23 protein-coding genes and 1 riboswitch are annotated in these 26,208 nt (G+C 41.0%); of the genes, 19 read left to right on the top strand and 4 right to left on the bottom strand.

What is annotated here, in order from left to right; translation table 11 throughout:
* Positions 1-212 precede the first annotated feature (212 nt).
* The 16 genes from pruA (at position 213) to LQ203_RS21055 (ending at position 20,970) form a co-directional block, all read left to right on the top strand.
* A complete protein-coding gene (gene pruA / locus LQ203_RS20980) occupies positions 213-1,760 on the top strand; it encodes an L-glutamate gamma-semialdehyde dehydrogenase (RefSeq protein ID WP_230161005.1) in 1,548 nt (515 codons plus the stop codon).
* A 17-nt stretch (positions 1,761-1,777) separates the two neighbouring features.
* Positions 1,778-2,971: an ornithine--oxo-acid transaminase gene (locus LQ203_RS20985; RefSeq protein ID WP_230161007.1), complete on the top strand. Its 1,194-nt coding sequence runs from the start codon at positions 1,778-1,780 to the stop codon at positions 2,969-2,971.
* A gap of 22 nt (positions 2,972-2,993) precedes the next feature.
* The gene (locus LQ203_RS20990; RefSeq protein ID WP_230161008.1) at positions 2,994-4,259 is read left to right on the top strand and encodes a Glu/Leu/Phe/Val dehydrogenase; all 1,266 of its coding nucleotides are present in this window, start codon (positions 2,994-2,996) and stop codon (positions 4,257-4,259) included.
* A 37-nt stretch (positions 4,260-4,296) separates the two neighbouring features.
* Positions 4,297-4,551, top strand: coding sequence for a hypothetical protein (locus tag LQ203_RS20995; protein WP_230161010.1), 255 nt, complete (start codon positions 4,297-4,299; stop codon positions 4,549-4,551).
* Positions 4,552-4,844: 293 nt separating this feature from the next.
* The gene (locus LQ203_RS21000; protein ID WP_230161012.1) at positions 4,845-5,417 is read left to right on the top strand and encodes a hypothetical protein; all 573 of its coding nucleotides are present in this window, start codon (positions 4,845-4,847) and stop codon (positions 5,415-5,417) included.
* Positions 5,405-6,205, top strand: coding sequence for a sigma 54-interacting transcriptional regulator (locus tag LQ203_RS21005; RefSeq protein ID WP_230161135.1), 801 nt, complete (start codon positions 5,405-5,407; stop codon positions 6,203-6,205). Before LQ203_RS21000 ends, LQ203_RS21005 begins: the two co-directional genes overlap by 13 nt.
* A 600-nt stretch (positions 6,206-6,805) precedes the next feature.
* On the top strand, positions 6,806-8,398 hold the full coding sequence (locus LQ203_RS21010) for an amidohydrolase (protein WP_230161014.1): 1,593 nt from the start codon (positions 6,806-6,808) through the stop codon (positions 8,396-8,398).
* A gap of 575 nt (positions 8,399-8,973) precedes the next feature.
* The gene (locus tag LQ203_RS21015) at positions 8,974-9,651 is read left to right on the top strand and encodes a DUF975 family protein (protein ID WP_230161016.1); all 678 of its coding nucleotides are present in this window, start codon (positions 8,974-8,976) and stop codon (positions 9,649-9,651) included.
* Positions 9,652-10,261: 610 nt separating this feature from the next.
* Entirely contained in the window at positions 10,262-11,497 is a 1,236-nt protein-coding gene (locus LQ203_RS21020; RefSeq protein ID WP_230161138.1) for a cytochrome P450, read from the top strand.
* A 318-nt stretch (positions 11,498-11,815) separates the two neighbouring features.
* Complete coding sequence (locus LQ203_RS21025; protein WP_230161018.1) at positions 11,816-12,466, top strand: phosphatase PAP2 family protein; 651 nt, start codon at positions 11,816-11,818, stop codon at positions 12,464-12,466.
* A gap of 73 nt (positions 12,467-12,539) precedes the next feature.
* A complete protein-coding gene (locus LQ203_RS21030; RefSeq protein ID WP_230161020.1) occupies positions 12,540-13,154 on the top strand; it encodes a DedA family protein in 615 nt (204 codons plus the stop codon).
* Between the two features lie 180 nt (positions 13,155-13,334).
* The gene (locus LQ203_RS21035) at positions 13,335-14,972 is read left to right on the top strand and encodes a spore germination protein (RefSeq protein WP_230161022.1); all 1,638 of its coding nucleotides are present in this window, start codon (positions 13,335-13,337) and stop codon (positions 14,970-14,972) included.
* Complete coding sequence (locus tag LQ203_RS21040; RefSeq protein WP_230161024.1) at positions 14,962-16,188, top strand: Ger(x)C family spore germination protein; 1,227 nt, start codon at positions 14,962-14,964, stop codon at positions 16,186-16,188. Before LQ203_RS21035 ends, LQ203_RS21040 begins: the two co-directional genes overlap by 11 nt.
* A 21-nt stretch (positions 16,189-16,209) precedes the next feature.
* Positions 16,210-17,319 (top strand): GerAB/ArcD/ProY family transporter, encoded by a 1,110-nt coding sequence (locus LQ203_RS21045; RefSeq protein ID WP_230161026.1) that lies wholly within the window; start codon positions 16,210-16,212, stop codon positions 17,317-17,319.
* A gap of 27 nt (positions 17,320-17,346) precedes the next feature.
* A complete protein-coding gene (locus tag LQ203_RS21050; protein ID WP_230161028.1) occupies positions 17,347-17,577 on the top strand; it encodes a hypothetical protein in 231 nt (76 codons plus the stop codon).
* Between the two features lie 171 nt (positions 17,578-17,748).
* Positions 17,749-20,970 (top strand): DEAD/DEAH box helicase, encoded by a 3,222-nt coding sequence (locus LQ203_RS21055; protein ID WP_230161030.1) that lies wholly within the window; start codon positions 17,749-17,751, stop codon positions 20,968-20,970.
* A gap of 194 nt (positions 20,971-21,164) precedes the next feature.
* Here the strand turns inward: LQ203_RS21055 and LQ203_RS21060 are convergent, their stop codons facing one another.
* On the bottom strand, positions 21,165-21,350 hold the full coding sequence (locus LQ203_RS21060; RefSeq protein ID WP_230161032.1) for a hypothetical protein: 186 nt from the start codon (positions 21,348-21,350) through the stop codon (positions 21,165-21,167).
* A gap of 437 nt (positions 21,351-21,787) precedes the next feature.
* Here LQ203_RS21060 and LQ203_RS21065 point away from each other — a divergent pair, with 437 nt between their 5' ends.
* From LQ203_RS21065 to LQ203_RS21075, 3 genes are all read left to right on the top strand, one after another.
* Positions 21,788-22,270, top strand: coding sequence for a DUF2975 domain-containing protein (locus tag LQ203_RS21065; RefSeq protein ID WP_230161035.1), 483 nt, complete (start codon positions 21,788-21,790; stop codon positions 22,268-22,270).
* 10 nt (positions 22,271-22,280) lie between these two features.
* Positions 22,281-22,502, top strand: coding sequence for a helix-turn-helix transcriptional regulator (locus LQ203_RS21070; protein ID WP_230161037.1), 222 nt, complete (start codon positions 22,281-22,283; stop codon positions 22,500-22,502).
* Positions 22,503-22,580: 78 nt separating this feature from the next.
* Positions 22,581-23,372: a DUF817 domain-containing protein gene (locus tag LQ203_RS21075; RefSeq protein ID WP_230161039.1), complete on the top strand. Its 792-nt coding sequence runs from the start codon at positions 22,581-22,583 to the stop codon at positions 23,370-23,372.
* Between the two features lie 215 nt (positions 23,373-23,587).
* Here the strand turns inward: LQ203_RS21075 and LQ203_RS21080 are convergent, their stop codons facing one another.
* The 3 genes from LQ203_RS21080 to LQ203_RS21090 all read right to left on the bottom strand — a co-directional run bounded on the left by LQ203_RS21080 (position 23,588) and on the right by LQ203_RS21090 (position 25,981).
* Positions 23,588-23,902 (bottom strand): multidrug efflux SMR transporter, encoded by a 315-nt coding sequence (locus LQ203_RS21080; protein WP_230161041.1) that lies wholly within the window; start codon positions 23,900-23,902, stop codon positions 23,588-23,590.
* Positions 23,902-24,243, bottom strand: coding sequence for a multidrug efflux SMR transporter (locus tag LQ203_RS21085; RefSeq protein WP_230161042.1), 342 nt, complete (start codon positions 24,241-24,243; stop codon positions 23,902-23,904). The genes LQ203_RS21080 and LQ203_RS21085 overlap by 1 nt, the downstream gene beginning before the upstream one ends.
* A gap of 73 nt (positions 24,244-24,316) precedes the next feature.
* A riboswitch (guanidine-I (ykkC/yxkD leader) is annotated at positions 24,317-24,417 on the bottom strand.
* Between the two features lie 592 nt (positions 24,418-25,009).
* Positions 25,010-25,981, bottom strand: a complete 972-nt coding sequence (locus LQ203_RS21090; RefSeq protein ID WP_230161140.1) for a multidrug resistance efflux transporter family protein — start codon at positions 25,979-25,981, stop codon at positions 25,010-25,012.
* Positions 25,982-26,208: the final 227 nt, after the last annotated feature.

The raw sequence follows: 26,208 nt of genomic DNA on the forward strand, positions 1-26,208 counted from the left end.
CATTAATAAAAAGTGTAAGGTTTAAGTGACAAAAATAGGGATTAGAGCAAAAAATAATGGCATTCTTTGTCTGTTTTGCCCCCAAAGTGCTGAATTTCATTGCATATTTCAAAAAATAACAATATTTTTTCGAAAAAATGAAAAGTTGGCACGGAACTTGCTTATTAAATAAGTGTGAAATAAAAACATAAACTTTAGGGAGATGAGCCATAATGGTCCAAACATATAAACACGAACCATTTACTAATTTTAAAATCGAAGAAAACAATAAATCTTTTCAAGCGGCATTGAATGATGTAGCTAATGATTTAGGGAAGAAATACCCGCTAGTCATTAATGGTGAAAAAGTGTTCACTGATGAAGTCATTACCTCTGTAAACCCAGCAAATAAAGAAGAAGTTATTGGAACCGTGTCCAAAGCAAATAAAGATCTTGCTGAGCAAGCCATGCAAGCGGCAGATAAGACATTCCAAACTTGGAGAAAAACGAAAGCGGAAGTCCGGGCAAATATTTTATTCAGGACTGCAGCCATCGTTCGCAGAAGAAAACATTATTTCTCGGCTCTATTGGTTAAAGAGGCAGGAAAGCCTTGGAATGAAGCGGATGCAGATACAGCGGAAGCGATCGACTTCATGGAATATTACGCTCGTCAAATGCTGAAGCTTAAAGACGGCATGCCAGTGGAAAGCCGCCCGATTGAACACAATGCTTTCACCTATGTTCCACTTGGTGTCGGTGTCATCATCTCACCATGGAATTTCCCGTTTGCGATCATGGCAGGCATGACGACGGCAGCACTTGTTTCAGGTAATACAGTCTTATTGAAACCAGCCAGTACAACACCGGTTATTGCAGCTAAATTCATTGAAGTGTTGGAAGAAGCGGGCTTACCTGCAGGCGTTGTGAACTTCATTCCAGGAAGCGGTGCTGAAGTTGGCGATTATTTGGTAGATCATCCCCGTACACGTTTCATCAGCTTTACAGGATCTCGTGATGTTGGAATCCGTATTTATGAGCGTGCGGCAAAAGTTCATGAAGGTCAAATCTGGTTGAAGCGTGTCATCGCTGAAATGGGCGGTAAAGATACAATCGTTGTTGATAAAGAGGCTGATCTGGAATTGGCGGCACAATCAATCGTCGCTTCTGCTTTCGGATTCTCCGGTCAAAAATGTTCTGCTTGTTCACGTACCGTCGTAGTGGAAGATGTATATGACCAAGTCTTGAATCGTGTCATTGAATTAACGAAAGAAAAAACAGTCGGGGAACCAACAGATTTAAACAACTTCATGGGGCCGGTCATCGACCAAGCAGCTTACGACAAAGTCATGAGCTATGTTGAAATCGGTAAAAAAGAAGGGAAACTTGTTGCAGGTGGAGAAGGAGACAATTCAAAAGGTTTCTTCATCCAGCCAACGATCATTGCCGATGTAGATGAGAATTCACGTGTCATGAAAGAAGAGATTTTCGGGCCAGTGGTTGCGTTCTGTAAGGCAAAAGATTTCAATCATGCAATCGAGATTGCCAATAACACGGATTATGGGTTAACAGGTGCGGTCATCTCGAACAATATTGAACATATCGAACAAGCACGTGAGGATTTCCACGTAGGGAACTTGTACTTCAATCGTGGTTGTACTGGTGCCATTGTAGGATACCAGCCATTCGGCGGATTCAATATGTCAGGTACAGATTCAAAAGCAGGCGGTCCTGATTATTTAGTTCTGCATCTTCAAGGAAAAACAACATCTGAAACGCTATAATTTTAGGGGGAATCAACATGACAACAGTAACGGAAAAATTAATCGAGCAAACGGAACAATATGGTGCAAACAATTATAATCCACTTCCAATCGTCATTTCGAAGGCAGAAGGAGTTTGGGTGGAAGATCCTGAAGGAAACAAATATATGGATATGCTAAGTGCCTATTCAGCAGTGAATCAAGGCCACAGACATCCGAAAATCATCGAAGAATTAAAAAAACAAGCTGATCGCGTAACGTTAACGTCCCGTGCGTTTCATAGTGATAAATTAGGCCCATGGTATGAAATGGTTTCCCGTCTTACGCAAAAAGATATGGCACTGCCGATGAATACGGGTGCTGAAGCCGTTGAAACTGCAATCAAGGCAGTTAGGCGCTGGGGTTATGATGTTAAAGGAATCGCTGAAAACCAAGCGGAAATCATTGCTTGTATAGGAAATTTCCATGGCCGTACAATGGCAGCTGTATCCTTGTCGTCTGATGAAGAATATAGAAGAGGCTTTGGACCGATGTTACCGGGAGTCAAACTAATCCCTTATGGCGATCTTGATGCATTGAAAGCAGCAATTACACCGCAAACGGCTGGATTCTTAATCGAACCGATCCAAGGTGAAGCGGGAATCATCATACCACCACAAGGATTTTTAAAAGAAGCTTTTGAACTATGTAAAGAAAATAATGTTCTATTCGTTTCAGATGAAATTCAATCAGGACTTGGACGTTCAGGAAAAATGTTCGCCTCTGACTGGGATGGAGTAGTTCCGGATATGTACATTTTAGGCAAGGCGCTTGGCGGTGGGGTTTTCCCAATCTCTTGCGTAGCTGCAAACCGTGAAATCCTTGGTGTATTCAACCCGGGTTCACATGGTTCGACATTCGGTGGTAATCCATTGGCGTGTGCGGTTTCCATCGCTTCATTGGAAGTTCTTGAAGATGAGAAATTGGCAGAACGTTCATTAGAGCTAGGACAATATTTCATGGACAGTTTAAAAGAAATCAATAATCCTATGATTAAAGATATTCGTGGAAGAGGCTTATTTATTGGATTGGAATTAACTGAAGAGGCAAGACCTTATTGTGAAAAACTAAAAGAAGAAAAATTACTGTGTAAAGAAACACATGATACAGTTATCCGCTTTGCTCCGCCGCTAGTGATCACTAAAGAAGAGCTAGATTGGGCAATCGAACGTATTAAAAGAGTTTTATCCTAATATCCCTATGAGGTGAATTCCATTGAGTACAACAATCAAAGAAGAAAAAGAAACTGCCAGCTTGCTTGAATCAACACAGATCGTCATCAAGGAGGCGCTGGATAAGCTTGGTTATTCTGAAGAAGTGTTCGAGCTTTTGAAAGAACCTCTTCGCATGCTGACCGTCCGGATTCCAATTAAAATGGATGACAATACGACGAAGATATTCACTGGATATCGAGCCCAGCACAATGATGCTGTGGGTCCTACAAAAGGCGGAATCCGCTTTCACCCTGAAGTCGATGAGGAAGAAGTAAAGGCACTTTCGATGTGGATGAGTTTAAAATGTGGGATTGTGAATCTGCCATATGGCGGAGGAAAAGGTGGCATTATCTGTGACCCGCGCCAAATGTCCATGGGTGAATTAGAAAGGCTTAGCCGCGGGTATGTCCGTGCGATTAGCCAAATAGTGGGGCCGACTAAAGATATTCCGGCCCCGGATGTTTATACAAATTCTCAAATCATGGCATGGATGATGGATGAATACAGTAGAATAAGAGAATACGATTCTCCTGGTTTCATTACAGGTAAACCACTGGTACTTGGCGGTTCACACGGTAGGGAAAAGGCAACTGCACAAGGTGTCACGATTTGTATCGAGGAAGCGGCAAAGCGTAAAGGCATAGAACTAAAAGGTGCACGGATCATCGTCCAAGGATTTGGGAATGCAGGAAGCTTTTTAGCCAAATTCATGCATGATGCAGGTGCGAAAGTGATTGGCATTTCGGATGCATATGGTGCCATATATAACCCGGATGGCCTTGATATCAATTACTTACTTGATAAAAGGGATAGCTTTGGAACGGTTACGACACTATTCGAAAACAAAATCACCAATCAAGAGCTTTTGGAACTAGATTGTGATATTTTAGTGCCTGCCGCAATTTCCAATCAAATCACCAAAGAAAATGCACATCTTATCAAAGCCGAAATTGTCGTGGAGGCAGCGAATGGACCAACTACTTTAGAGGCAACCAAGATCTTGACGGAACGCAATGTGCTTCTTGTTCCAGATGTATTGGCAAGTTCAGGCGGTGTGACTGTTTCTTACTTTGAATGGGTTCAGAATAACCAGGGTTATTACTGGGAAGATGAAGAAGTCCAAGCCAAATTAAAAGCGTTATTGGTCAGCTCATTTAATCAAGTCTATGATATGGCAGAGACAAGAAATGTGAACATGAGGCTTGCGGCATATATGGTGGGTGTCAGAAAAATGGCAGAAGCCTCGATATTCCGTGGCTGGGTATAAGCTTTAGCCAAATAATGGGGAGTGGAGGAGTGATTCCGTGTTAAAACCGATTCATGCCATCGAGTGTGCTCATGATGGGACCATCGAACAAGTTTACGTTCAAAAGAATTCCTATGTTTATGAATGGGAGAGGCTCTTTTTAGTAAAAACAGAAGATGGGAAGTTGATTGATGTTTCAATAGGTGCCAGTGGTCACATTACTGAAATTAATGTCACGGCAGGGGATCCTATAAATAGAAAGCTCCCTTTAGCTTTGCTCCAAGACGATTTTGTTATAACTGGCTCTGATTGATTATAGAAAAGAGGGTGTTCCAAATGCGGAGGCTATTCTGCTTTTGGGATGCTCTTTTTTTTGCTGTTTGAATGGGGAAACGAGAGTACCAGGAAAAAGTTTGAAAAGAAAAGGCGCTCTGTTTCATGGTAAAATAGAATGAATTGGGCTATGCACCTTTGTGCCTTTTTCGCGGTTCCCTACTATTCTCATGAGTAAGCCAGGCCGTTCCAATTAAGCAGCTGAAAGTGTATGACTAATCGACGGGACTACTCTGGCTTTGAAATACGTAAAGTGATAGGAGGCTCAGAAGGGTGAATATGAATGCTGATAAATTCAGGCGGTTAGCCGATTTTGATAATGTTTTGGTTGTTGATGACAAAGGGATGATCATTTTTTATGATATGGCAGATTTAAATGTTCTTAAAGAGCTAGGGATAAGGCCGGAGGAATTCATGGGGAAGAATGTGACTTCCTTTTATAAAAACATCACCTACGAAAACAGTACGTTGATGAATGTGTTAAGGACGGGAAAACCGTTATGTAACTTAAAACAAAAAATGATCACTAAAACGGGAGAGGTCATTGAAACGATCAATTCCACATTTCCGATTGCCGAAAACGATAAAATCATTGGGGCCGTTGAATTCTCCAAACGCTTCTTTTCAAAGGATGCCATCCAATACTTGGACAAATACTCGAGCCATAAGATCTTCAGAAGAAATAATACGGTCTATACAGTCGATGATATTATCACGGTTAATCCTAAAATGGAAAGCATAAAAAATAAACTTGGAAGAATTGCTCTAACGACCTCGAATGTCCTGATATCGTTGGGGAAACGGGTACAGGGAAAGAACTTATCGCCCAGGCCATCCATAATTTAAGCGATCGATTTGGAAAGCCCTTTATTTCACTTAACTGCAGTGCAGTTCCTTCTAGTTTATGGGAAAGTACGTTGTTTGGCACGAATAAAGGGAGCTTCACTGGGGCGGAAGACATGCCGGGGCTATTTGAACAGGCGGATGGCGGAACTTTATTCTTGGATGAAATCAACTCCTTGGATATGAACCTTCTAAAGGCCATTGAAGAAAAAACAATCAGGAGAGTGGGCGGTAAGAAAAATATCCACTTGGACATAAGGGTGATTTCAGCAACGAATGAGGTTCCGGATATATTACTTGCGGAGAAACGGTTGCGGGAAGATCTATTTTATCGGATTGGGGTTGTGCAAATTGACCTGCCAAGCTTAATGGAAAGAAAAGAGGATATAGAAGTCCTTGTTGACCATTATCTGAATTTTTATAACAATGCGATGAATATATATATTAATGGTGTTCAAGATGACGTGCTGGATTGTTTCAAAAGGTACCCATGGCCAGGCAATATCCGTGAGTTGAAGAACGCTGTGGAAACGGCATATAATCATGTTCAGTCCAATCGAATCACTTTGGATGATATTCCAGGAAGAATCAGGGATTATGAAGAGGCTCCAATGGCTTACGTTAAGAGTCTGAATGTTGATTCTTTAAAAGATGCAGTTCAGGAATATGAAAAAAAAATCATTGTACGTCAATTGAAAAATTCGGATGGAAAAATTGCTGAATCTGCCAGACAGTTGGGCATATCAAAACAATTATTAAAATACAAGATGGAAAAACATAAATTACGGTAAAAAAATTTTCACTTTAGGAGGGAAAAATTTCATCCCTTCTATCAATGGATTTGTAAAATTCCTATCATAATAAAGGGGTCCCCATTCTTTCTGGTTAATAGAATGGGGACCCTTTATGCCTTGCGTGCAGTGTTTTTTAGGCAGTACCTTCATTTCTTTAAAGAAATAATTAAAATATCGTTAAAATTGGCAGAGGAATTGCAATGATAAATATAAAGGGCGAAGGAACCTACTACGGTATTTCATCGACGGGTTTCAATGAATGATACATGTTAAAAAAAGAGGTGAAAGGATGAATACAAACAACATAGTGCGTGACAGACCTGATATTTCCTCCGACGATCGGACTTGTGCCATGGTCTGAAGGGCCTCTGATGCTAGTGGGTTTGGTTGTTAATGGTTTTGGTTGAATGAAATATGGACATGTTTGATAGATGGGGAATAATCATTTTTGTTAAATTCTAATAGGGTCAAAAGGGGGAATTCCGCCTTTTACTTTTTGATAGGTCTAAAGTTATTAGATAAAATATGCAATACATAAGGCGGTAACTTAGCATATTAAGAAAGTTGCGATGGACAAGTAAATAATGGAGGGCTTCTATGACAAAGACCATTTATACGAATGGAAAGATTTATACACTAGATGTAAACCACCCTAAGGTTGAAACGGTAGTAGTTGAGAACGGAAGGTTTGTAGATGTCGGCTCTCACAAAGAAATGGTATTGCAATGGGGCAGGGCAGAGACAAACATCATTGATTTACAAGGAAAGACGGCTACTCCTGGACTGATAGATAGCCACCTTCATCTTTCAGGTGTTGCTTTCAATTTTTTAGATCTTAATTTAAATGGTGTTACATCTAAAAGAGAAATGTTAGATAAGATAAAAGTAAAGGCAATGACGCTTTCCCCCGGAAAATGGTTACTTGGAATGGGATGGGATGAGAATTTATTTGATGACAAAAGTATGATTCCGACTATGGCTGAATTAGATTTTGTAGCACCGCATTGTCCTGTATTTTTGAAAAGGATATGTCACCATGCTTTTTTAGTAAATAGCAAAGCCCTGGAAATGAGCGGCTATCATTCAGCAATCGAGGTTCCGCTGGGAGGAAGCGTTGTTTTGGATCATAAAAAAAATCCTACTGGATTACTTCTTGAATCAGCCTCAAATCTTATTACGGCCTCTATTCCTGGAAAAACGTATGAGGAATTAAAATGCGGGCAGGAGCTAGCGATGAAATATGCTGTGAAAAACGGTTTAACAAGTGTACATACAAATGATCCTTTATATATTGGCGGTTTGGATCAGACATATAAGATATATGATGAGTTAATAAATCAAGAAAGAAAAGGATTGCGGTGCAATCTCCTTATAGACTATCCGTTTCTTGACCAATTGAAAGAAAGGGGGATGTATACGGGTTATGGAAATGAGAAGTTGCAAATAGGGGCAATCAAAATGTTTGCAGATGGAGCTTTAGGGAGAAGAACCGCCTTGCTTTCTGAACCTTATAATGATGCACCGGGAGTATATGGGGAGGCGATGCATGATCAAGCCACCCTTTACAATATGGTAAAAGAGGTAAGAAATCACAAGATGCCAATTGCCATGCATACAATTGGTGATCAAGCCTTGGAAAATATTTTAGAAGTACTTGAACAACTTCCAAAAGTAAAGTATCGTGATCGATTAATCCATTTGTCCGTCATTCGTAAGGATTTAATTCAGAGACTGTCGGATCCTAGCAGGATTGCAGACATACAACCAAGATTTGTAGTTAGTGATTACCCCTGGGTGAAAGAAAGAATCGGTGAGAAACGTGAAGCGAATCTATATGCTTGGAAAACGCTGCTTTCTTCTGGTGTGTTGTGTGCAGGCGGATCAGATGCGCCAGTTGAACCTGTTAATCCACTACTCGGCATTCATGCATCGATTACTAGAAGAGACCCTTCACAGTCCAAAGGAGGATGGAATGAAAATGAAAAGATATCCATGATGGATGCTATTAGGTTGTTTACGATTGGCGGGGCATATGCAACAAATGAAGAACATCTAAAGGGGACAATAACGAGAGGGAAATTAGCAGATATGACGGTCTACTCGAACGATCTTTTTTCAATGGAAAATCCGGACGATCTATTACGGACAAAAGTTGAAATGACAATTATTGATGGTGAAGTAAACTCATAATAAAGACTATTGGAGATAATGAAATAAATAGCAAAATAAAAGGAATTGGATGCATGAATATTGAACAGAGGATTCCTTGCATTATGATTAAAAAACACCTTTGCTGCACGTACTTTTCATCATTGTACATTCAACGAAGGTGTTTTTTATTTGAAAGGAATTCTAACTAGATTTATAGCGCGTTTATCTGCGGTGTTCACTTTGAGTGAGCGATGGTTTCAATTAACATTTTTGGCATTGTTAAAAGTTTGGGAGAGCATTGTGACTGAAGTAATAGCTGGCATATTGTCATATGCCCTTTCATAAACTATTAGGGGATACAAACAAGCAAAGAATTATTCATTGCACTGATGGGAGGTGATCATTGGTTGCTTGAAACAAAGATTCTATTGCTTTAAAGATGTTTTGTGTGGGCATTCTAGGAAAATAAGCCCACGCCTAGTAATATTATGTTAAAATACAACATGAGATTTAAATATCAAATAAATAGTGGATTTTCTGAATTCATCCATATTTAAATGAATATGGAAATATTCTGAATTCATCCATTTAAAAAAGGGGAGTTAAATTATAGTATGAGAATCTCAGAGATAAAAAGGAAAGCCCTTCATTCGTTAAAAGGTAAATGGGGTGTAGCCGTTTCGCTTATGCTGCTCTTGTTTTTGATCAATGTCATTTTACCTTTAATCATTGAAGTGATCGCAAGCGGTGGGTTTACACAATGGTTCATGGAGGATGAAACACCGTTATGGTCTAATATTTTCGGAACGGTACTTTCCATCGTATTAATTCCGTTGACTATAGCAACCACGTGGTTTTACCTGAATTTGGTCAGGGAAGGAAATCCTGAAATTACAGAGGTATTCGCGATCTATAAGGACGGAAAAACCTCTTTTAAGCTGATTGGGGGATCGATTTTACAAGCTATTTTCATATTTTTATGGTCATTATTATTAATCATTCCGGGTATCATCAAAAGCTTGGCCTATTCGCAGATGTTTTTCTTATTGAGGGATCATCCAGAATACACCGTGCTTGAAGCCATTACTGAAAGCAGAAAAAGAATGAAAGGTTTGAAATGGAAGTATTTCCTTTTGAATCTAAGCTTCATAGGTTGGGGCATTCTTTGTATGTTCACGCTGGGAATTGGCTTACTATGGTTGATTCCTTATATCGGAACAACACTGGCCGCATTTTATAATGAATTAATTGTGCCTCAAGATGATTCTGACAACGAACAAATAGAAGCATAAACGCTCGGCCGATAGCAAAGTTGCTATCGGTTTTTTTATTGTTAGTATCTCGCATTCAGTCATATAAGAGAAAGACAGTATTGTAGACTATTTAAAGTTTGGAACGAACCCAAGTGAGGCCTTTGACTTTTACTCATAACTCTCCACCATTGCAGGAGTCTCGTACCTTCCATTCCAATCAACTTTGTTTTAACAGTTAGATAGAACTCGTATTGTTTACAAAATGACGGCTGTATGTGCAGCCGTTTTTCTAGGAAGTTGAGGTAAAAAAACTATACTAAAATAACTTGTTGGAAAGCCCTGTCTCTGAATTGAAAAAGAAGATTGGATTTTAAGCATCAATTGAAAGACATAAAAAAATAGAAAAAGAAAGGGAATTGTAAAAAATAAGCAGTTTTACATAGGGTTGATGGGATACGGTCCATTTATGGGGCAAATTTCATGTTGGGTTGCTGGTATGGAAGATGCATGGTCTGTTGCGGATTTTTACCCTATAATGGAATAGTTGTGTATTTTAGGATTTGGTGAAAAAGTCTATCGGGTATGCTCGACCCTATAACAGATCGACGGAGATGGTGTTAGGTATCTTTGAGAAGTGGGAGGAGTCGGTATCATGAAAGAAGTTATTGCAGTAAAAGAAATTACTAATTTTAAAACACGGGTGGAGGAATTTAGTCCATACGCTTGGTGTAAACGGATGTTACAAAATGACCCCGTGAGTTATCACGAAGGAACGGATACGTGGAATGTTTTTAAATATGAAGATGTGAAGCGGGTTCTCAGTGATTATAAACATTTTTCAAGTGTTCGGAAACGGACTACTATATCGGTTGGAGCGGATAGTGATGAAGGTTCTATTCCTGAAAAGATCCAAATCACTGAAGCTGATCCACCTGACCATAGAAAACGCCGTTCACTGCTGGCCGCAGCATTCACACCTAGAAGTCTTCAAAACTGGGAACCTCGCATTCAGGAAATTGCAGATGAATTGATTGGACAAATGGATGAGGAAAAGGAAATCGATATTGTGCAATCATTGGCGAGTCCGCTTCCGATCATTGTCATGTCGGATTTGATGGGCGTTCCCTCGAAAGATCGTTTATTGTTTAAGAAATGGGTAGATATCTTATTCCTTCCTTTTGATAAAGAAAAACAAGAAGAAGTAAATGAATTGAAGCAAGTGGCAGCAAAAGAATACTATCAGTATTTGTATCCAATTGTTGTGCAAAAACGATTAAATCCGGCAGATGATATCATCTCAGATCTATTGAAGTCAGAAGTGGATGGGGAAATGTTTACGGATGATGAGGTTGTCCGGACGACCATGCTGATTTTAGGAGCAGGGGTCGAGACCACCAGTCATTTACTGGCCAATAGCTTTTATTCCCTGCTATATGATGACAAAGAAGTTTATCAAGAGTTACATGAAAACCTGGATTTGGTTCCGCAGGCGGTCGAAGAAATGCTACGTTTTCGATTCAATCTTATTAAATTGGATCGCACCGTACAGGAAGATAACGATCTATTGGGAGTGGAATTGAAAAAAGGGGATAGCGTGGTTGTTTGGATGAGCGCAGCTAATTTGGACGAAGAGATGTTCGAAGATCCCTTCACCCTTAATATCCACCGTCCTAATAATAAGAAACATCTAACCTTCGGAAATGGTCCACATTTCTGCCTGGGGGCGCCGCTTGCCAGACTGGAAGCAAAGATTGCGCTTACTACATTCCTGAAGAAATTCAAGCATATTGAAGCGGTGCCATCGTTCCAGTTAGAAGAGAATCTTACCGATTCAGCGACCGGGCAAACATTGATATCACTACCGCTAAAGGCATGCCGTATGTAAAAAACGATAAAACCTTGTGCACTAACCTGCATAAGGTTTTTTTCGTTTTTGTAGGGACGCTTGGCAAACATGCTGAATGGTATGAATCAAATGGATGTTCCTGCCACTCCCTGAACCATTCGACAATGAATCTATAGTAACCTGAAGTTGAGGTGACAATGACGAATAGAGTAGTATGGAAAAGTGGAAGATTTGTGCTATGTTCTCTGGGTGAGGGCGGCGGGCGATGAAGCATTTACATACACCCTGAAATGAAGAAGATAGGATAAAATCGAAATTTCCATATGAAGCGGTTTTCAAAAGTGAAAGGATGTTATTATGAATTTAAAGCTACAATTAACCATTGCCTTTATTATAAGTGTGTTTTCTTTAATCGGGTTCAGTTTCATGGCATTTACCATCAGTGCGCATGAATACCTGAAATTTGATCGCGAGGTGATTTCCTTTGTACAAGGATTGGAGTCACCCTTATTAACGACCATCATGAAGTTCTTTACATCCATAGGTTCTACCGCTTCCTTGATCATTCTTTCTTTGTTCATTTTGTTTTTCTTATATAAGGTATTGAAGCATCGATTGGAACTAGTCTTATTCTGTGTTGTCATGGTTGGCTCACCTCTCCTCAATTTGATGGTTAAACTTTTCTTTCAACGCGCCCGGCCCGATTTACATCGTCTCATCGATATAGGGGGTTACAGTTTCCCTAGTGGACATGCCATGAATGCTTTCTCTTTATACGGTATACTCACATTTCTGCTATGGCGGCACATAACGGCTAGGTGGGGAAGGATTCTATTGATTTTGTTCAGCACGATGATGATCCTCTCAATAGGAATAAGTCGGATATACTTGGGGGTTCATTATCCTAGTGATATCATCGCTGGATATTTTGCGGGTGGATTTTGGATTGCGGTTTCCATTTGGTTTTTCCAAAAGCATCAGGAACGTCGGAAGAACAAAGATATTTAATAGAGATGCAGATATTATATTACAAGGTAAGCAGTTAATCAGCAGGTGTTCAATACAGTTAGGAGCGTGTTAAATGGAAAACTGGATTACGGAATTCATGAATGATTTTGGGTATATCGGAATTTTTCTATTAATAGCATTGGAGAATATTTTCCCTCCAATCCCTTCAGAGGTCATTCTAACCTTTGGCGGTTTCATGACGACAACCGCGAATATGACGATTACCGGCGTCGTGATCGCTTCGACTCTGGGGTCAGTGGCAGGGGCAGTCGCCCTATATGGGATTGGATTACTGATTGATGTAAAAATAATTGAAAAGTTCGTGGATAGATGGGGGCACATTTTCAGGTTAACGGTATCGGACGTCCATAAGGCGAATTCATGGTTCGATAAGTACGGTGCATGGACCGTGTTTTTCTGCAGACTCGTTCCGCTGATCAGAAGCTTGATCTCGATTCCAGCAGGCATGTCGCATATGAGCTTTTGGCTATTTTTGCTATACACGACATCCGGAACGTTAATATGGAACATTATTTTAGTTAATATCGGGGCAGCTGTTGGGTCTTCTTGGGAAGATATCGTAGGGTATATGGACATTTATTCAAACATCGTTTATGCAATATTGGCATTGCTATTCATACTTTTCGTTGTTTTGATTTTTAGAAGGAATAAAGACAAAGTGAAATAATCTTAGGTTAGTTGATTGGGACGTACGAATGCTACTTTCCCTACATAACCGAATTTAACCTTTGAAGGCTGTCACCGTGACAGCCTTTTTCTTATGTGATGAATAAGGATGGACTCTAGAATAAAGGGGATATGCTTTGGATAAAATGAGTGAAACGAAAAAGGAATGAGGTTCGGTGCTATGGCTTCTTTTTTCAAACAAAAGAGACAAGTGAAGCAACGTGAAAAGAAAAAGGAAGATACAGGTCAATCCAAAAGCAAAACGCCTGATTATATTGATAGTTCCATTTCAGCCAATCTGGAAAAAGTGAAGAAAAAGACGGGAAACAGTCCGGACATCATTATCCGAACGTTGAAAATCGGCCAAAATCCGGAGATAAAAACAACTATTTTGTATGTACAGGGTCTGATTGATAATCCAAGCGTTACGGACTTTTTAATTGAATCCATCATGAAAAATCCTCATCTATCAGAAAAAATCCTTCCGCAAGAAGCATTGGATGTCATTTCTGAAGAAGTGGTTTCTCTCGGTGGGGTAGAAACGGTCAAGGACTGGGAAAAACTATTTTTGTCCTTATTATCAGGGGACAGCATCATATTCGTTGACGGGATAAACATCGCTTTGGTAGCCAGTACAAAAGGGGGAGAACGTCGTTCTATTCAGGAACCGAGCACCCATTTGACTGTCCGGGGATCAAGAGAAGGGTTTACGGAATCGAATGCAACGAACATTGCCATGTTACGCCGCATCATCAACAGTCCGAATTTATGGATTGAGTCGATGAAAATAGGCACGGTGACAAAAACGGACGTTTCCATCATGTATATAAATGGAATTGTCAAGGAAGGGATTGTCGAGGAGGTCAAGAAGCGCTTAAATCGAATTAACATCGATAGCATTCTTGAATCAGGATATATTGAACAATTGATAGAAGACCAGGTCATGACCCCATTCCCAACCCTTAACCATACGGAAAGACCTGATATGGTCGCAGGAAATCTTCTGGAAGGAAGAGTGGCGATATTCGTTAATGGAACGCCTTTCGTCTTGGTGGCCCCGGCAATATTCGTACAGTTTTTTCAATCTGTCGAAGACTACTATAATCGCTTCGACATTGCTTCTGCCACACGTTTTTTACGGATCATCGTTTTCATTATTTCTATAGTCGGACCGGCTCTCTATGTTGCAGCCACGACTTTTCATCAGGAAATGATCCCAACGAAGTTGCTGGTCATTGTAGCGGCCCAAAGGGAAACGGTTCCTTTGCCTGCCGTCGTTGAAGCGCTTCTCATGGAAATGACCTTTGAAATATTACGGGAAGCAAGTCTTCGGATGCCAAAGGCTGTTGGTTCGACCATGTCCATTGTCGGAGCATTGGTCATCGGGCAGGCGGCTGTCCAGGCCGGTATCGTATCGCCGGCAATGGTCATCATCGTCTCGATCACGGCGATTGCCAGTTTTGCAACCCCTTCTTATTCCATAGCGATTTCTGCCCGCATTGTGAGGTTCGGATTCATCATTTGTGCCGGCACATTAGGCTTTTATGGGATGATTTTAGCCTTTATCGTCCTTATTGTCCATTTATGCAGCCTGCGTTCACTTGGAGTTCCTTATATGACACCGCTCGCCCCTCTGAATCCTGAAGGGCTGGGCGACACATTCTTCAGAAGACCTATGTGGGCCTTCAAGGAAAGGCCAAAATTTTTAGCCAACGAAAATAATCTGATAAGGGAAGGCGATAATCAAAGACCCCTGCCTCCTGAATCGCGCGGAATGAAAACTTCTGACGAGAAAAAAGGTGAAGGCAATGAATCGTAAAAGATTAGTTCCGCTCTTGATGATGTTGATCGCCACCCTATTTACTACTGGCTGTTGGGATAAAACAGAGTTAAACGAAATGGCCATCGTCTCGGCGGTTGGACTCGATAGAAATAAAGAAGGAAAGTTAGTGGGAACGTTCCAAATCATTAATCCAGGCAATGTAGCGGGAGCTCTTCAGGGCGGCGGCGGAACAAATCCACCGATATCCATTTATAGGGCCACCGGAGATAATGTGCTTGAACTGGATAGTCTCGCTTCAACCAAGATTTCACGAGATATGTATTTTGCCCATGCCAACCTGGTTGTCATAGGTGAGGAACTAGCAAAAGAAGAGGGCCTCAACGATATTTTCGACGCATTTGAGCGCTCACCGGAATTCAGGGCAACTACGAGGATCGTGATTGCCCGGGGTGTGAAAGCAAGGGATATTGTCGAAACGTTAACCGCAATCGATAAGGTATCTGCTGAGAAAGTCATTAAAACGATTGAAACCACTGAAAAAACCCAGGGGAAAAATATTAGCATCAATCTCCAAGAAGTGATCAAGAATCTGCTTAGTACCGGAAAAGAACCGATAATAAGTGGTTTTACCGTGAAAGGAAACACAGGTAAAGAGGATAGTATGGAGAATACCATGTCCTCGGATATTGAGGCAAACCCTAATGCAGTAGGGATTGGTGTTTTTAAAGATGGGAAATTGATTGACTGGCTGGATGGCGATAAGGCAATAGGATCAATGTGGGTATTGGATAGGATCGAAAGTACCAATTTAAACCTTGATTGGGAGGGAAAAAAAGACGCAATCACCTATCAGGTTATTCGCCAAAAAACCAACGTCGGGGCAAAATTGGTAAACGGCAAACCGAAAATATCGATAAAGGTCCGTGCAGAAGGCGATATCCGCGAGGTGAATGTTCCTTTGAATCTAACCGATACGCATGTTCTGATAGATCTTGAAAAGAAGTTAGCGAAAGACGTGAAGAAGGAGATGGAAGTGGCGATCGTTCGGGCACAGAAAAATAAATCCGATATTTTTGGCTTTGGGGAGCTCATGCACGAATCCCATCCGAAAGAATGGAAGAAACTAGAGAAAAACTGGGACGACGATACTTTTCCTAAACTGGAAGTAGATGTGCAGGTAGAAACTTTCATTCGCCGTACCGGATTACGTAATAAGCCATTTCTTTCAAATTTAAAAAAGAAAGATCAATAATGGAAAGGAAGTGGCATCCTCATGGAAAAGGCAAAAATCAGCGGTTACCAGCTGTTCGTCCTTATTTTCCTGTTTGAAATGGGCAGTGCACTTTTGGTTCCGCTTGCAGGTGAAGCCAAGCAGGCTGCTTGGCTAGTCATCCTTATTGCGATGATAGGCGGATTTTTATTATTTTTCATTTATTATGGCCTTTTTCAATACTACCCTGATCAGCTGTTAACAGAGTTTGTAAAACAGATATTGGGGAATTTTCTAGGCAGGATCGTAGCTTTTCTATACATCCTTTATTTCATCTATCTTGCTGCAAGGGTGCTGAGGGATTTCGGAGATACACTGCTTACTTTTGCCTATCCTCATGTTCCGTTGTTTTTTGCGAACGCTGTATTCATTTTAGTCGTGGTGTATACGGTCCGTAAAGGGATAGAAGTATTGGCGAGGACGGGGGAACTATTCTTTGTCTTGGAGAATTTACTTTTAATGACCTTCATGCTTCTGATTGTTGCTTCAGGCATGATCCATTTAAACAACTTAAAACCCATTTTTGAAATCAGCGGGACAGAGTTGATGAAAATGGGTTTCACTAAAAGCGTATTCTTTCCATTTGGCGAAGTCATAGTGTTTTTAATGATTTTTCCTTATTTGAATGAACCTCAGCGACTGAAAAAAATTGGGATAGGGAGCTTGGCGACAAGCGGTATTTTTCTCGCGATAATAATGGCTGTGAATATTGCTGTACTTGGTGTGGACCTTACAACACGTTCGCAATACCCTCTTCTTACCCTCATTCAGTCAATAGAGGTCGCTGGCATTCTTGAACGTCTCGATGTGTACTTCTTGTTTTTGTTGATGATTGGCGGGTTCATCAAGATAAGTGTATTTACTTATGTAGCAGTAACGGGTACAGCGAATGTTTTCAATGTTAAACAGCCCTCCAGACTTGCTTACCCTGTTGGCATAGTCATTTTATTGATCTCGATTATTATGGCAAGCAGCTATACGGAACATATCCATGAAGGGCTAGGAGCCGTACCGAGATACATCCACCTCCCATTTCAGGTGATCATCCCGTTGCTTCTCTTGATCATTGCCTTTTTTAAGAATCGAAAAAAAGGAAGACAAGCATCAAAATAAGTTCCTAAAAGGTGGAATTGATGAGAAATGAAAATCTTTGGTATTACAGTTTTGATCCTAGTCCCTTTAGTGGTCATATCTTTAGGTATGGATATATTATTGGGATTTGATTTGGATAATTCAATAAAGCATGCCTTTAACCCATTTTTGGTGAAGGACCCCGCTGAACTCATCCTTTTTCTCATTCTTCTTGTATTCCTTGTGTTCAGCTTCTTTTATCGAAAGAAAAAGAAAGGCAACACCAAAGGACAACAATGATGGTGCAATTCCCCTTGCTGGAATAGAGATGAACTCCGAATATGGGAGTTTGTCTTTTTGCTTTTTTACAACCCCGTAAACCCATTTCATAGTATGATGATAAAATGAGCTTATTTTTCAGCGGAATTTAAAATCACTCAACAACCACACCTCGGGAGGAGGACGGCAATTTTGGATATCAAAATAAATCAAAAAATCATAAAAGACATGTGCGGGGCCGTCTCGTTCAAAAGAGGGGAAGCTTTTCATCGTGCCAATAAAGTGACATTTGAAAGGTACCGTCCTGACGGTTGTGAAGCAACGGTTAAAGGCAAGGAAGACTTCCATGTCACGATTGAGGAGGATGCTGTCGGCGGTTTTCAGACAAAATGCAGCTGTCCTACGCTAGCTTCCTTCCATCGCGATTGCCAGCATATTGCAGCCGTCCTGCTGTCGGTTTACGACCATCAGCAAGATGGAACGATCCCTGAAGGCCTGCATGCACCCGGTTCTGATGCTTCAGCCAATAAGAAGTTGTCAGAGGGCTTACTGACCCTTTTCAATAATCAGCCTGTACGCAAAAGCGGTCATCAGCGCCACTTTGAAAACAGGCAGATGCTTGAAGCAGAATTTACGTGTAAACCAGTCTGGATGGGAACGGAACAATATATGTTAGGACTGGAAATGAAAATCGGTTCTTTCAATGTGTCGAATGTCCGAGATTTCCTGAAGCGAGTTAAAGAAGGAAAGCCTGCCCAAGTGTCCCTTTCATTTATATATGACCCTGTATTGCATTGTTTTCAGAATGAAAATGATTCTGTGCTTCAGGAGCTCATTACAGTGATATCGGATGAAAAAGTCTATGTTGACGCCCTGACGGATAAATCTGAATATACATTGGACAACCACTTATTACTTTTGCCTCCATCTTCTTTTCGAAAGCTTGTACCCATCCTTGAAAGAGCGCCAGTGGTGAAGCTTGCCTATGGTGGCCTTACATTCAATGGCTTTCGTTTAGCAAACGGACCGCTTCCTTTACAGTTTGACTTTACCGAAAGCGAGGGCAAAGGTTATCAACTGAAAATTAAAAGGTTGCACGAGATGATTGTCATGAATACATACACATTGGTTCTATTTGAAGGGAAACTGGTTCAGCTCGAAAATGAGGATTTCCAACGCCTTTCAGAGTTAAAGCAAATGATGGAGGATTCGGGGATGAATCAAATTCCAATCCATCATGACCAGCTGGAACTATTTCTGGACAAAGTGGTACCAGGTTTGAAAAGACTCGGTGAAGTCCAGATAGCAAGGTCCATCACCGAATTGTTTTTGAAGACACCGCTGGTTGCAAAGCTATACTTGGATCGAGTGAATAACAGGCTGCTTGCGGGGCTGGAATTCCATTATGAAAATATCGTGATCAACCCTTTGGAAAAACAGGAATCCAAGGCAGTCTCCATGATTATAAGGGATGTTGAGAAGGAGGCGGAGATTTTACAGCTGATGGAGGATAGCCAGTTTGCCAAGACGGACGGCGGCTATTTCTTGCATAACGAAGAGTTGGAGTATGAGTTTTTGTACCACATCGTTCCGAAACTCCAGAAGCTTGTACAAATTTATGCCACGACCGCTGTAAGAAACCGGATTTCCCGTGGGAATGCTGCACCGCGCATTAGGGTGAAAATTAAAAAAGAACGGACTAATTGGCTCGAATTCAAATTTGAGATAGATGATATCCCAGATAGACAAATACGTGAGGTCTTAGCAGCGCTTGAAGAAAAGAGGAAATACTATCGTTTAAGGAATGGATCGCTGCTCTCCCTTGAAACAAGGGAATACGAGGAAATCAATCGTTTTCTGAATGCACTGCCCGTACAGGATGAAGACCTGGAAAGCACGCTGAACATGCCAATCGTAAAAGGGCTGCAGCTCCTTGATTCCGTTAATGACAGCCAGACATTCACAATGGAGGAATCATTCCGTCAGTTCTTGGAAAACATCAAGAATCCGAGCGGCTTGGAGTTCATCGTGCCAGGGAGTCTAGAACCGATATTGCGCGATTATCAAATAAACGGCTACAAATGGATGAAAATACTTGCCGAGTACGGATTTGGCGGGATACTTGCAGATGATATGGGCTTGGGGAAAACACTGCAAAGCATCACGTTCATTTTATCCGAGCTGCCTGACATCCGTAAGAAAAAGCTTCCGGCACTGATTGTCTGTCCATCATCATTAACCTACAATTGGCTGAGCGAATTCACTAAATTCGCTCCTGATATACAAGCCGTCGTCGTAGATGGCAACAAGTCAGAAAGGACAAAGCTGCTGAAGGAAGCAATGGAAGTGGATGCTGTGATCACCTCTTATCCGCTGCTCCGGAAGGACATCTCGTGGTTTGAAAAACGGGACTTCCATACGGTGTTTTTTGATGAGGCACAAGCCTTTAAGAACCCTGTAACACAAACGGCACGAGCGGCCAAGAAGATAAAAGCGACACATCGCTTCGCGCTAACGGGTACGCCTATAGAGAATTCACTAGAAGAGCTGTGGTCCCTTTTCCACGTCGTCTTTCCTGAACTATTCATGGGGTTAAAGGAGTATAGTAACCTCTCTAGGAAGAAGATTTCCCGTAGGATCCGTCCATTTTTGCTGCGGAGGATGAAAGAGGACGTACTATCCGAACTTCCGGATAAAATCGAGTCGCTGGAATCGATGGAACTGCTTCCTGATCAGAAGAAACTGTATGCTGCCTATCTGGCGAAGCTGCGGCATGATACACTGAAGCACCTTGACAAGGATACACTTCGGAAAAATCGGATCAGGATCCTCGCTGGCTTGACCCGGCTCCGGCAGATTTGCTGTCACCCCGCCTTGTTTGTGGACGGTTATAAAGGCAGCTCAGCGAAATATGAGCAACTGATGCAAATTGTTGAAGAATCAAAGCTTTCTGGAAGACGCGTATTGATTTTCTCGCAGTTTACAAAAATGCTGCAAATCATAGGTAGAGATTTAGCTAGTAAGGGACAGTCCTTTTTCTACTTGGATGGACAAACACCATCAAAGGAACGTGTGGAAGTCTGCAATCGGTTTAATGCCGGAGAACGTGATGTATTCCTGATTTCATTGAAAGCTGGCGGTACGGGTCTCAATCTAACGGGTGCCGATACAGTCATTTTATATGACCTTTGGTGGAATCCGGCAGTGGAGGAGCAGGCTGCAGACCGTGCTCATCGAATGGGGCAGAAGAACGTGGTTCAGGTCATCAAACTTGTTGCCCGGGGCACAATCGAAGAAAAAATGAATGAGCTGCAAGAGAAAAAGAGGCATTTGATCGAAGAAATCATCGACCCTGGAGATAAGCCGTCATCTGCACTTACAGAAGAGGATATTAGGGAAATCTTGATGATATAAGGGAGGGGCAATTTTTCATATGCTGTCGTATTAGTTACATCGATTTGGCTCGCATCCTATCGATTGAAAGAGCACCTCATGTCAGCCCGAAAAGGCCGCCCTCCAATGGGTGGCCTTTTTGTTTTATCATTGGAAGGTAACATGCAAATCTAAATCCGCCTTAGCGTTTGGAATGAAGTGGGTCATGTACCAAACTAGATCGACTTCTTCATACCGCACCCTCTGCACTTACGAATATATACATAATCCTTTACCGAACTTTCGAACTGAGCCTTCCCGCAATTGTCACACCGTCCACTAACAATGTCAGGATGATTTTTGTAATCATAAATGATTGTGATGTCATATTCCTTTTTTTCTTCTGGAATTTCTTCGGACAAAGTAAAATCACCTTCACTAATTTATTTAACGTATGTATCATACCAAATATTCAGTTGAGGAGGTAGGTGGTTTGAAATAAAACGAGAATTTTTAGGATGCCTTTATTTTTCCTATGAAACATGTTTTAATCCGACCGAAAAAAACATTGAAACCTTTGAAAATCGAGGAAGAAGGATAAGGGCCGGATTGCTGGGGAGCAGAAGGGATTTTGAATACATGTTCTTTAAGTAACGGGACAGGTTGAACCTATAATAAATTGCATGTTTAAAGTTATCGAGCATTTCTTTGTAAGTGAGGAACGCTTTTTTTGTTTTTTTAAAATGAAAAGGATATTTCCTTAACAATAATAATATAATAAAAAACAACAATGTTTTATTGTAAAACGATAAAATATGTGTTAAATTCAAATTGATAAAAATTAAATGAGGTGCTTTTTATGAAACAAGTGTCAACGACCTTTTTAAAGATAGCTGTTATTCTTATTGGAATGCCAGTTCTTGCTTTGTGCATCTTTTTGGTGCCTGAGATAGCGAAGTTTGCAGCAGAATTGTATCCGGATATGGCTTATTTGAAATATCTCGTTTTAATCGATTTGTATGCATCGGCGATACCATTTTACTTTGCTCTATATCAAGCCTTTAAACTTTTAAGCTATATTGACAAGAACAAAGCGTTCTCGGAATTATCTGTAAGAGCTTTAAAGACTATAAAAAATTGTGCCATCACAATCAGTGGCTTGTATGTGGTAGGCATGCCGCTCTTTTACCTGATAGCGGAGATGGACGATGCCCCAGGTATCATATTAATCGGATTGGTCGTCATTTTTGCTTCAATGGTGATTGCAGTCTTTGCTGCTGTTCTTCAAAGGCTTTTACAAGAAGCCATCGATATAAAATCAGAAAATGACTTAATAGTCTGAGGTGAATAACATGGCAATTATAATCAATATTGATGTGATGCTTGCTAAAAGGAAAATGAGTGTTACAGAACTTTCTGAGAGGGTTGGAATAACGATGGCTAACCTTTCCATATTGAAAAACTGCAAGGCAAAAGCGATTCGATTATCAACTTTAGAAGCGATTTGTAAGGCTTTAGAATGTCAACCTGGAGACATTTTAGAATACCGAAATGATGAAAGCACTGAAGATTAATAGTTGAACGGAAAAGAAAGATTTCATAAAAGGGGAGTTACTCATGAATTTAACCATTCAAAAGTGGAGGCACATATCATGAGAGCACTAAAACAACTCGTTCGTTTTGGTTGGGAGCAGGCCCTATCATGTTTGTTTCCTGTCGTTATTTTTGCCTCTTTGGCTTTTACAAAATTCATTCCGCTCCCTTTCCTACCACGGTATGACTGGCTGCTCATCATTTGCCTTCTGATGCAGTGGTGGATGGTGCGTTCTGGGCTTGAAACAAGGGATGAACTAAAGGTTATCACATTATTTCACCTTATTGGACTTGCTCTTGAACTTTTCAAAGTACATATGGGCTCCTGGACTTATCCAGAGGAAGGATATTTCAAAATTTTCGGAGTGCCATTATATAGCGGATTCATGTACGCAAGTGTAGCGAGTTATCTTTGCCAGGCGTGGAGGAGGTTAAAGGTTGAACTGTTTAAGTGGCCACCGTTTCTGGTCGTTGTACCTCTTGCCGCTGCGATTTATTTGAATTTTTTCATCCACCATTATTGGATCGATGTTCGTTGGTGGTTATCTGGACTTGTCATTATCGTCTTTTGGCAATCATGGGTCACATACGAGGTTGCTAGTACTCGTTACCGTATGCCACTCGCCCTTTCTTTTGTGCTCATCGGATTTTTTATCTGGATAGCCGAAAATATCGCAACGTTCTTTAGAGCTTGGGAATACCCAAACCAAACCGACGCTTGGAGTCTCGTTCATCTTGGAAAGGTAAGTTCATGGCTCTTATTAGTGATTGTTAGCTTTCTTATAGTAGCTACGCTAAAGCAGGTTAAGGGGAAAGGTTCCACTGAGATGGATGCTGGTCAATTTTTATAAATGACTTCACGCTCGAAAAATTCGCCCAAGGCGGAAAAAATTCTTGCTAATTTAAGTTAATGAAAAGAAGACGGCACATAATGGACATATATATGTGTCGTCTTTGATTTTCTAAGCTTATATATAAAATAGGTCCAGGAGTGTCCTTAATAGTGGTTTCATATTCCTTTTTTCTGGCATTTCTACAGACAAAGTAAAATCACTTTCACTCATTCCTATGAAACAAGTTTTAATCCCACTGCTGCGCCAAGCACCATGGCAATAAATACCACCCTTCGCCAATCTTTGGATTCCCCGTATAAGAGCATCCCGATAATCGCTCCGCCAGATGCGCCGATTCCTGTCCAGATTGCATAAGCCGTCCCCATCGGCAAGGTTTGCATGGCGTAAGCAAGAAATAGAAAACTTGCTCCAAATCCGATGAATAAAAGCAGCAGGGATTGCCAATTACGGTCTTTATGCAATTTATTTATCATCGCGACACCAAACATTTCAAATAATCCAGCTAAGATTAAAGAGATCCAAGCCATTAAGTTTCATCCCCTTCCTCAACCTTATCTTCAGTCACTAGTTTCAAGCCGATCACCCCTGATAATAAGAGGAGGATCAATAGCGTTTTGCTCAGCTTGAAAGATTCTCCAAAGAAAATGATTTCAGAAAAAACGGTGCCGGCCGTTCCCATACCTACAAAAACGGCATATACCGTTCCGACAGGAAGTTTCCGGCCAGCCATTATCATCATATAAAAACTGATGATGATGGAAATGACCGTTCCAGTCCAAGTCCAAAAGTCATCTGCATGCTTTAAGCCGATCACCCAAAAAACTTCAAAAAAAGCCGCAATGAATACTTTAACCCAGTTTGTGCTCATGAATTATCGCACCTCCGATTTTATTCTTTACCAAAAAAACAAAAAAAAGCCCAAGAGATAACCGTTAAACAGTTTCTCCCAGGCTTTTATCCTTCCGTGACACAGCATGCTGTGAGTTTTCTCTCGGACCAGACCAGCAATAAGACGCACTGCGGAACCCTAGAAAACCTTTGACATATACAATTACCTTTCATTATACATACTTTTTGAACTTACTCAAGGTAAAAGTTTTGCCAATGCCATGCCCATTTTTGCCTAATATCTGCATTGGTTCCGTAACGTTTCAGTATGGATGACTTAATATATCCCAAGGTTTTTAGTTTAAATGACCATCAGGAAAAGAGGGCATATCATGGATAACAGCAGAAAAATTCACTTCATCTTTCTGAGAAGGAAAAAAGGAATATAAGATCGGTACGTAGCGCGGCATGTGGCTGGAGGAAGATTTTATCCCCCCCTTCCGTTAGGCGCCCGACTTGGTAATACTCTATAATTTTGTCCTGTTTTATATGGGATGAGCCCTCACTAGCTTAAAGAAATTTGCGACACTCCTGACGAAAAACTAGCTAGCCGAGACACCAAAGGGGCTTGCGGCGAGGAGCTTGGCAGACAGTCGGCGGAATGGGAGCGGATTTCTGAAAACGGCTGCAATTAAAAAATCATCAATTTATTATGACCTGTCAATGGAAAAAAAGAACGTAATCAGTTTCTGTTTTCAAGTCAAAAAAGCCCCGAAATCTTATCCGGGGCTTTTTTAGCTTCCTATTTAGGCACTTGCCGTCCGTTTTCTGGATGAGCCTTCTTTTTTATGTGATGCATAGCTATGCAAGATCATTCCTATGATCACGATAAAGATGCCGAACCAAGATAAAGGAGAAGGGATCGGTAAAGATAGAAATAGTAATTCGCCAGCAAGGGCAAAAAGGACTTCCATCGATTGTGTCGCTTCAACGGAAGCTAATTTCTGCATATTTCCACTTACCAGATCGGTCGCCTTGAAAAAAAGGACCGTGGCAATGACACCAGAAAATAGTGCGACCAAAAGGGATTGAAAACTCTGCATCCTCGTCGGTGCCCCAACCGTAAAGAAACCATACAATGAAAGCAAAAACCAGAATGGTAAACTCGCCAAAGTCATTCCTAATACACGTTGGTAGGCATCTAAACGCCCTTCAGAAATTTCCATCATTTTGCGATTCCCCAAAGGGTATGCAAACGAGGCGATGATGATTGGAATCACTCCTAACAAGAGATTGGCCATTGAAATATGTTTGGTGTGTTCCAATTGCATCAGGATGATCCCAAGCAGAATGATCATGGACATGAGGAGGCCTTTCACGGAAACCCTCCCTCTTTGCCTTTCGATCCCATTTTTCGTTTGGGCATTTTCAAAAAATAGCGGGGCAAGTAAAGCGCCTGAAATGATCGTGATTTGCCAAGTGCCAGCGATTAGCCAGCCAGGCGAGTAGGCGGATGCAAAACATAAAGGAGCATAAAACAATCCAAATCCTACAAAACTCCAAAGCAACCAGGATCCCGGCCGTTCTCTCATCACACGTAAAAGGGGAAGCAGGTTTTTTCTGCTTAGAACGATACACAAAAGAAAAGGCACCATAAATATATACCGTAGCGAAGCACTCCATATCCAACTTCCACCAGACAACTCCATGGACTGATTTAATACGAACGTAAATGCAAAAAAGAAAGCAGAACAAATACCTAATATAATCGGACGCAATTGACTCACCTCTATCTGTTTTATGAGCCAGTAATTAGCCAAGACTCTTGAGTATGGCACGTTTCGGCTTTCTTATAGTAATAAATGATGTGAAAACATTGTTTATCCTATTCAAAAATGGAATCACGTTCCAATGCATGAATAGCAGAAGAATGAAATTTCTAAATATTATAATTGCCAATTTAAATTGTCCTTCAAATGCACAAGAAAATCAATAGGATTCTATT

This window comes from Peribacillus sp. Bi96 (assembly GCF_918698115.1).
Classification (GTDB): domain Bacteria; phylum Bacillota; class Bacilli; order Bacillales; family DSM-1321; genus Peribacillus.

Excerpts from the sequence above, each read along its gene's own strand:
- pruA (WP_230161005.1), top strand. The coding sequence starts at position 213 with ATGGTCCAAACATATAAACACGAACCATTTACTAATTTTAAAATCGAA.
- LQ203_RS20985 (WP_230161007.1), top strand. The coding sequence starts at position 1,778 with ATGACAACAGTAACGGAAAAATTAATCGAGCAAACGGAACAATATGGT.
- LQ203_RS21010 (WP_230161014.1), top strand. The coding sequence starts at position 6,806 with ATGACAAAGACCATTTATACGAATGGAAAGATTTATACACTAGATGTA.
- LQ203_RS21015 (WP_230161016.1), top strand. The coding sequence starts at position 8,974 with ATGAGAATCTCAGAGATAAAAAGGAAAGCCCTTCATTCGTTAAAAGGT.
- LQ203_RS21025 (WP_230161018.1), top strand. The coding sequence starts at position 11,816 with ATGAATTTAAAGCTACAATTAACCATTGCCTTTATTATAAGTGTGTTT.
- LQ203_RS21030 (WP_230161020.1), top strand. The coding sequence starts at position 12,540 with ATGGAAAACTGGATTACGGAATTCATGAATGATTTTGGGTATATCGGA.
- LQ203_RS21035 (WP_230161022.1), top strand. The coding sequence starts at position 13,335 with ATGGCTTCTTTTTTCAAACAAAAGAGACAAGTGAAGCAACGTGAAAAG.
- LQ203_RS21040 (WP_230161024.1), top strand. The coding sequence starts at position 14,962 with ATGAATCGTAAAAGATTAGTTCCGCTCTTGATGATGTTGATCGCCACC.
- LQ203_RS21045 (WP_230161026.1), top strand. The coding sequence starts at position 16,210 with ATGGAAAAGGCAAAAATCAGCGGTTACCAGCTGTTCGTCCTTATTTTC.
- LQ203_RS21050 (WP_230161028.1), top strand. The coding sequence starts at position 17,347 with ATGAAAATCTTTGGTATTACAGTTTTGATCCTAGTCCCTTTAGTGGTC.
- LQ203_RS21065 (WP_230161035.1), top strand. The coding sequence starts at position 21,788 with ATGAAACAAGTGTCAACGACCTTTTTAAAGATAGCTGTTATTCTTATT.
- LQ203_RS21070 (WP_230161037.1), top strand. The coding sequence starts at position 22,281 with ATGGCAATTATAATCAATATTGATGTGATGCTTGCTAAAAGGAAAATG.
- LQ203_RS21075 (WP_230161039.1), top strand. The coding sequence starts at position 22,581 with ATGAGAGCACTAAAACAACTCGTTCGTTTTGGTTGGGAGCAGGCCCTA.
- LQ203_RS21080 (WP_230161041.1), bottom strand. The coding sequence starts at position 23,902 with ATGGCTTGGATCTCTTTAATCTTAGCTGGATTATTTGAAATGTTTGGT.
- LQ203_RS21085 (WP_230161042.1), bottom strand. The coding sequence starts at position 24,243 with ATGAGCACAAACTGGGTTAAAGTATTCATTGCGGCTTTTTTTGAAGTT.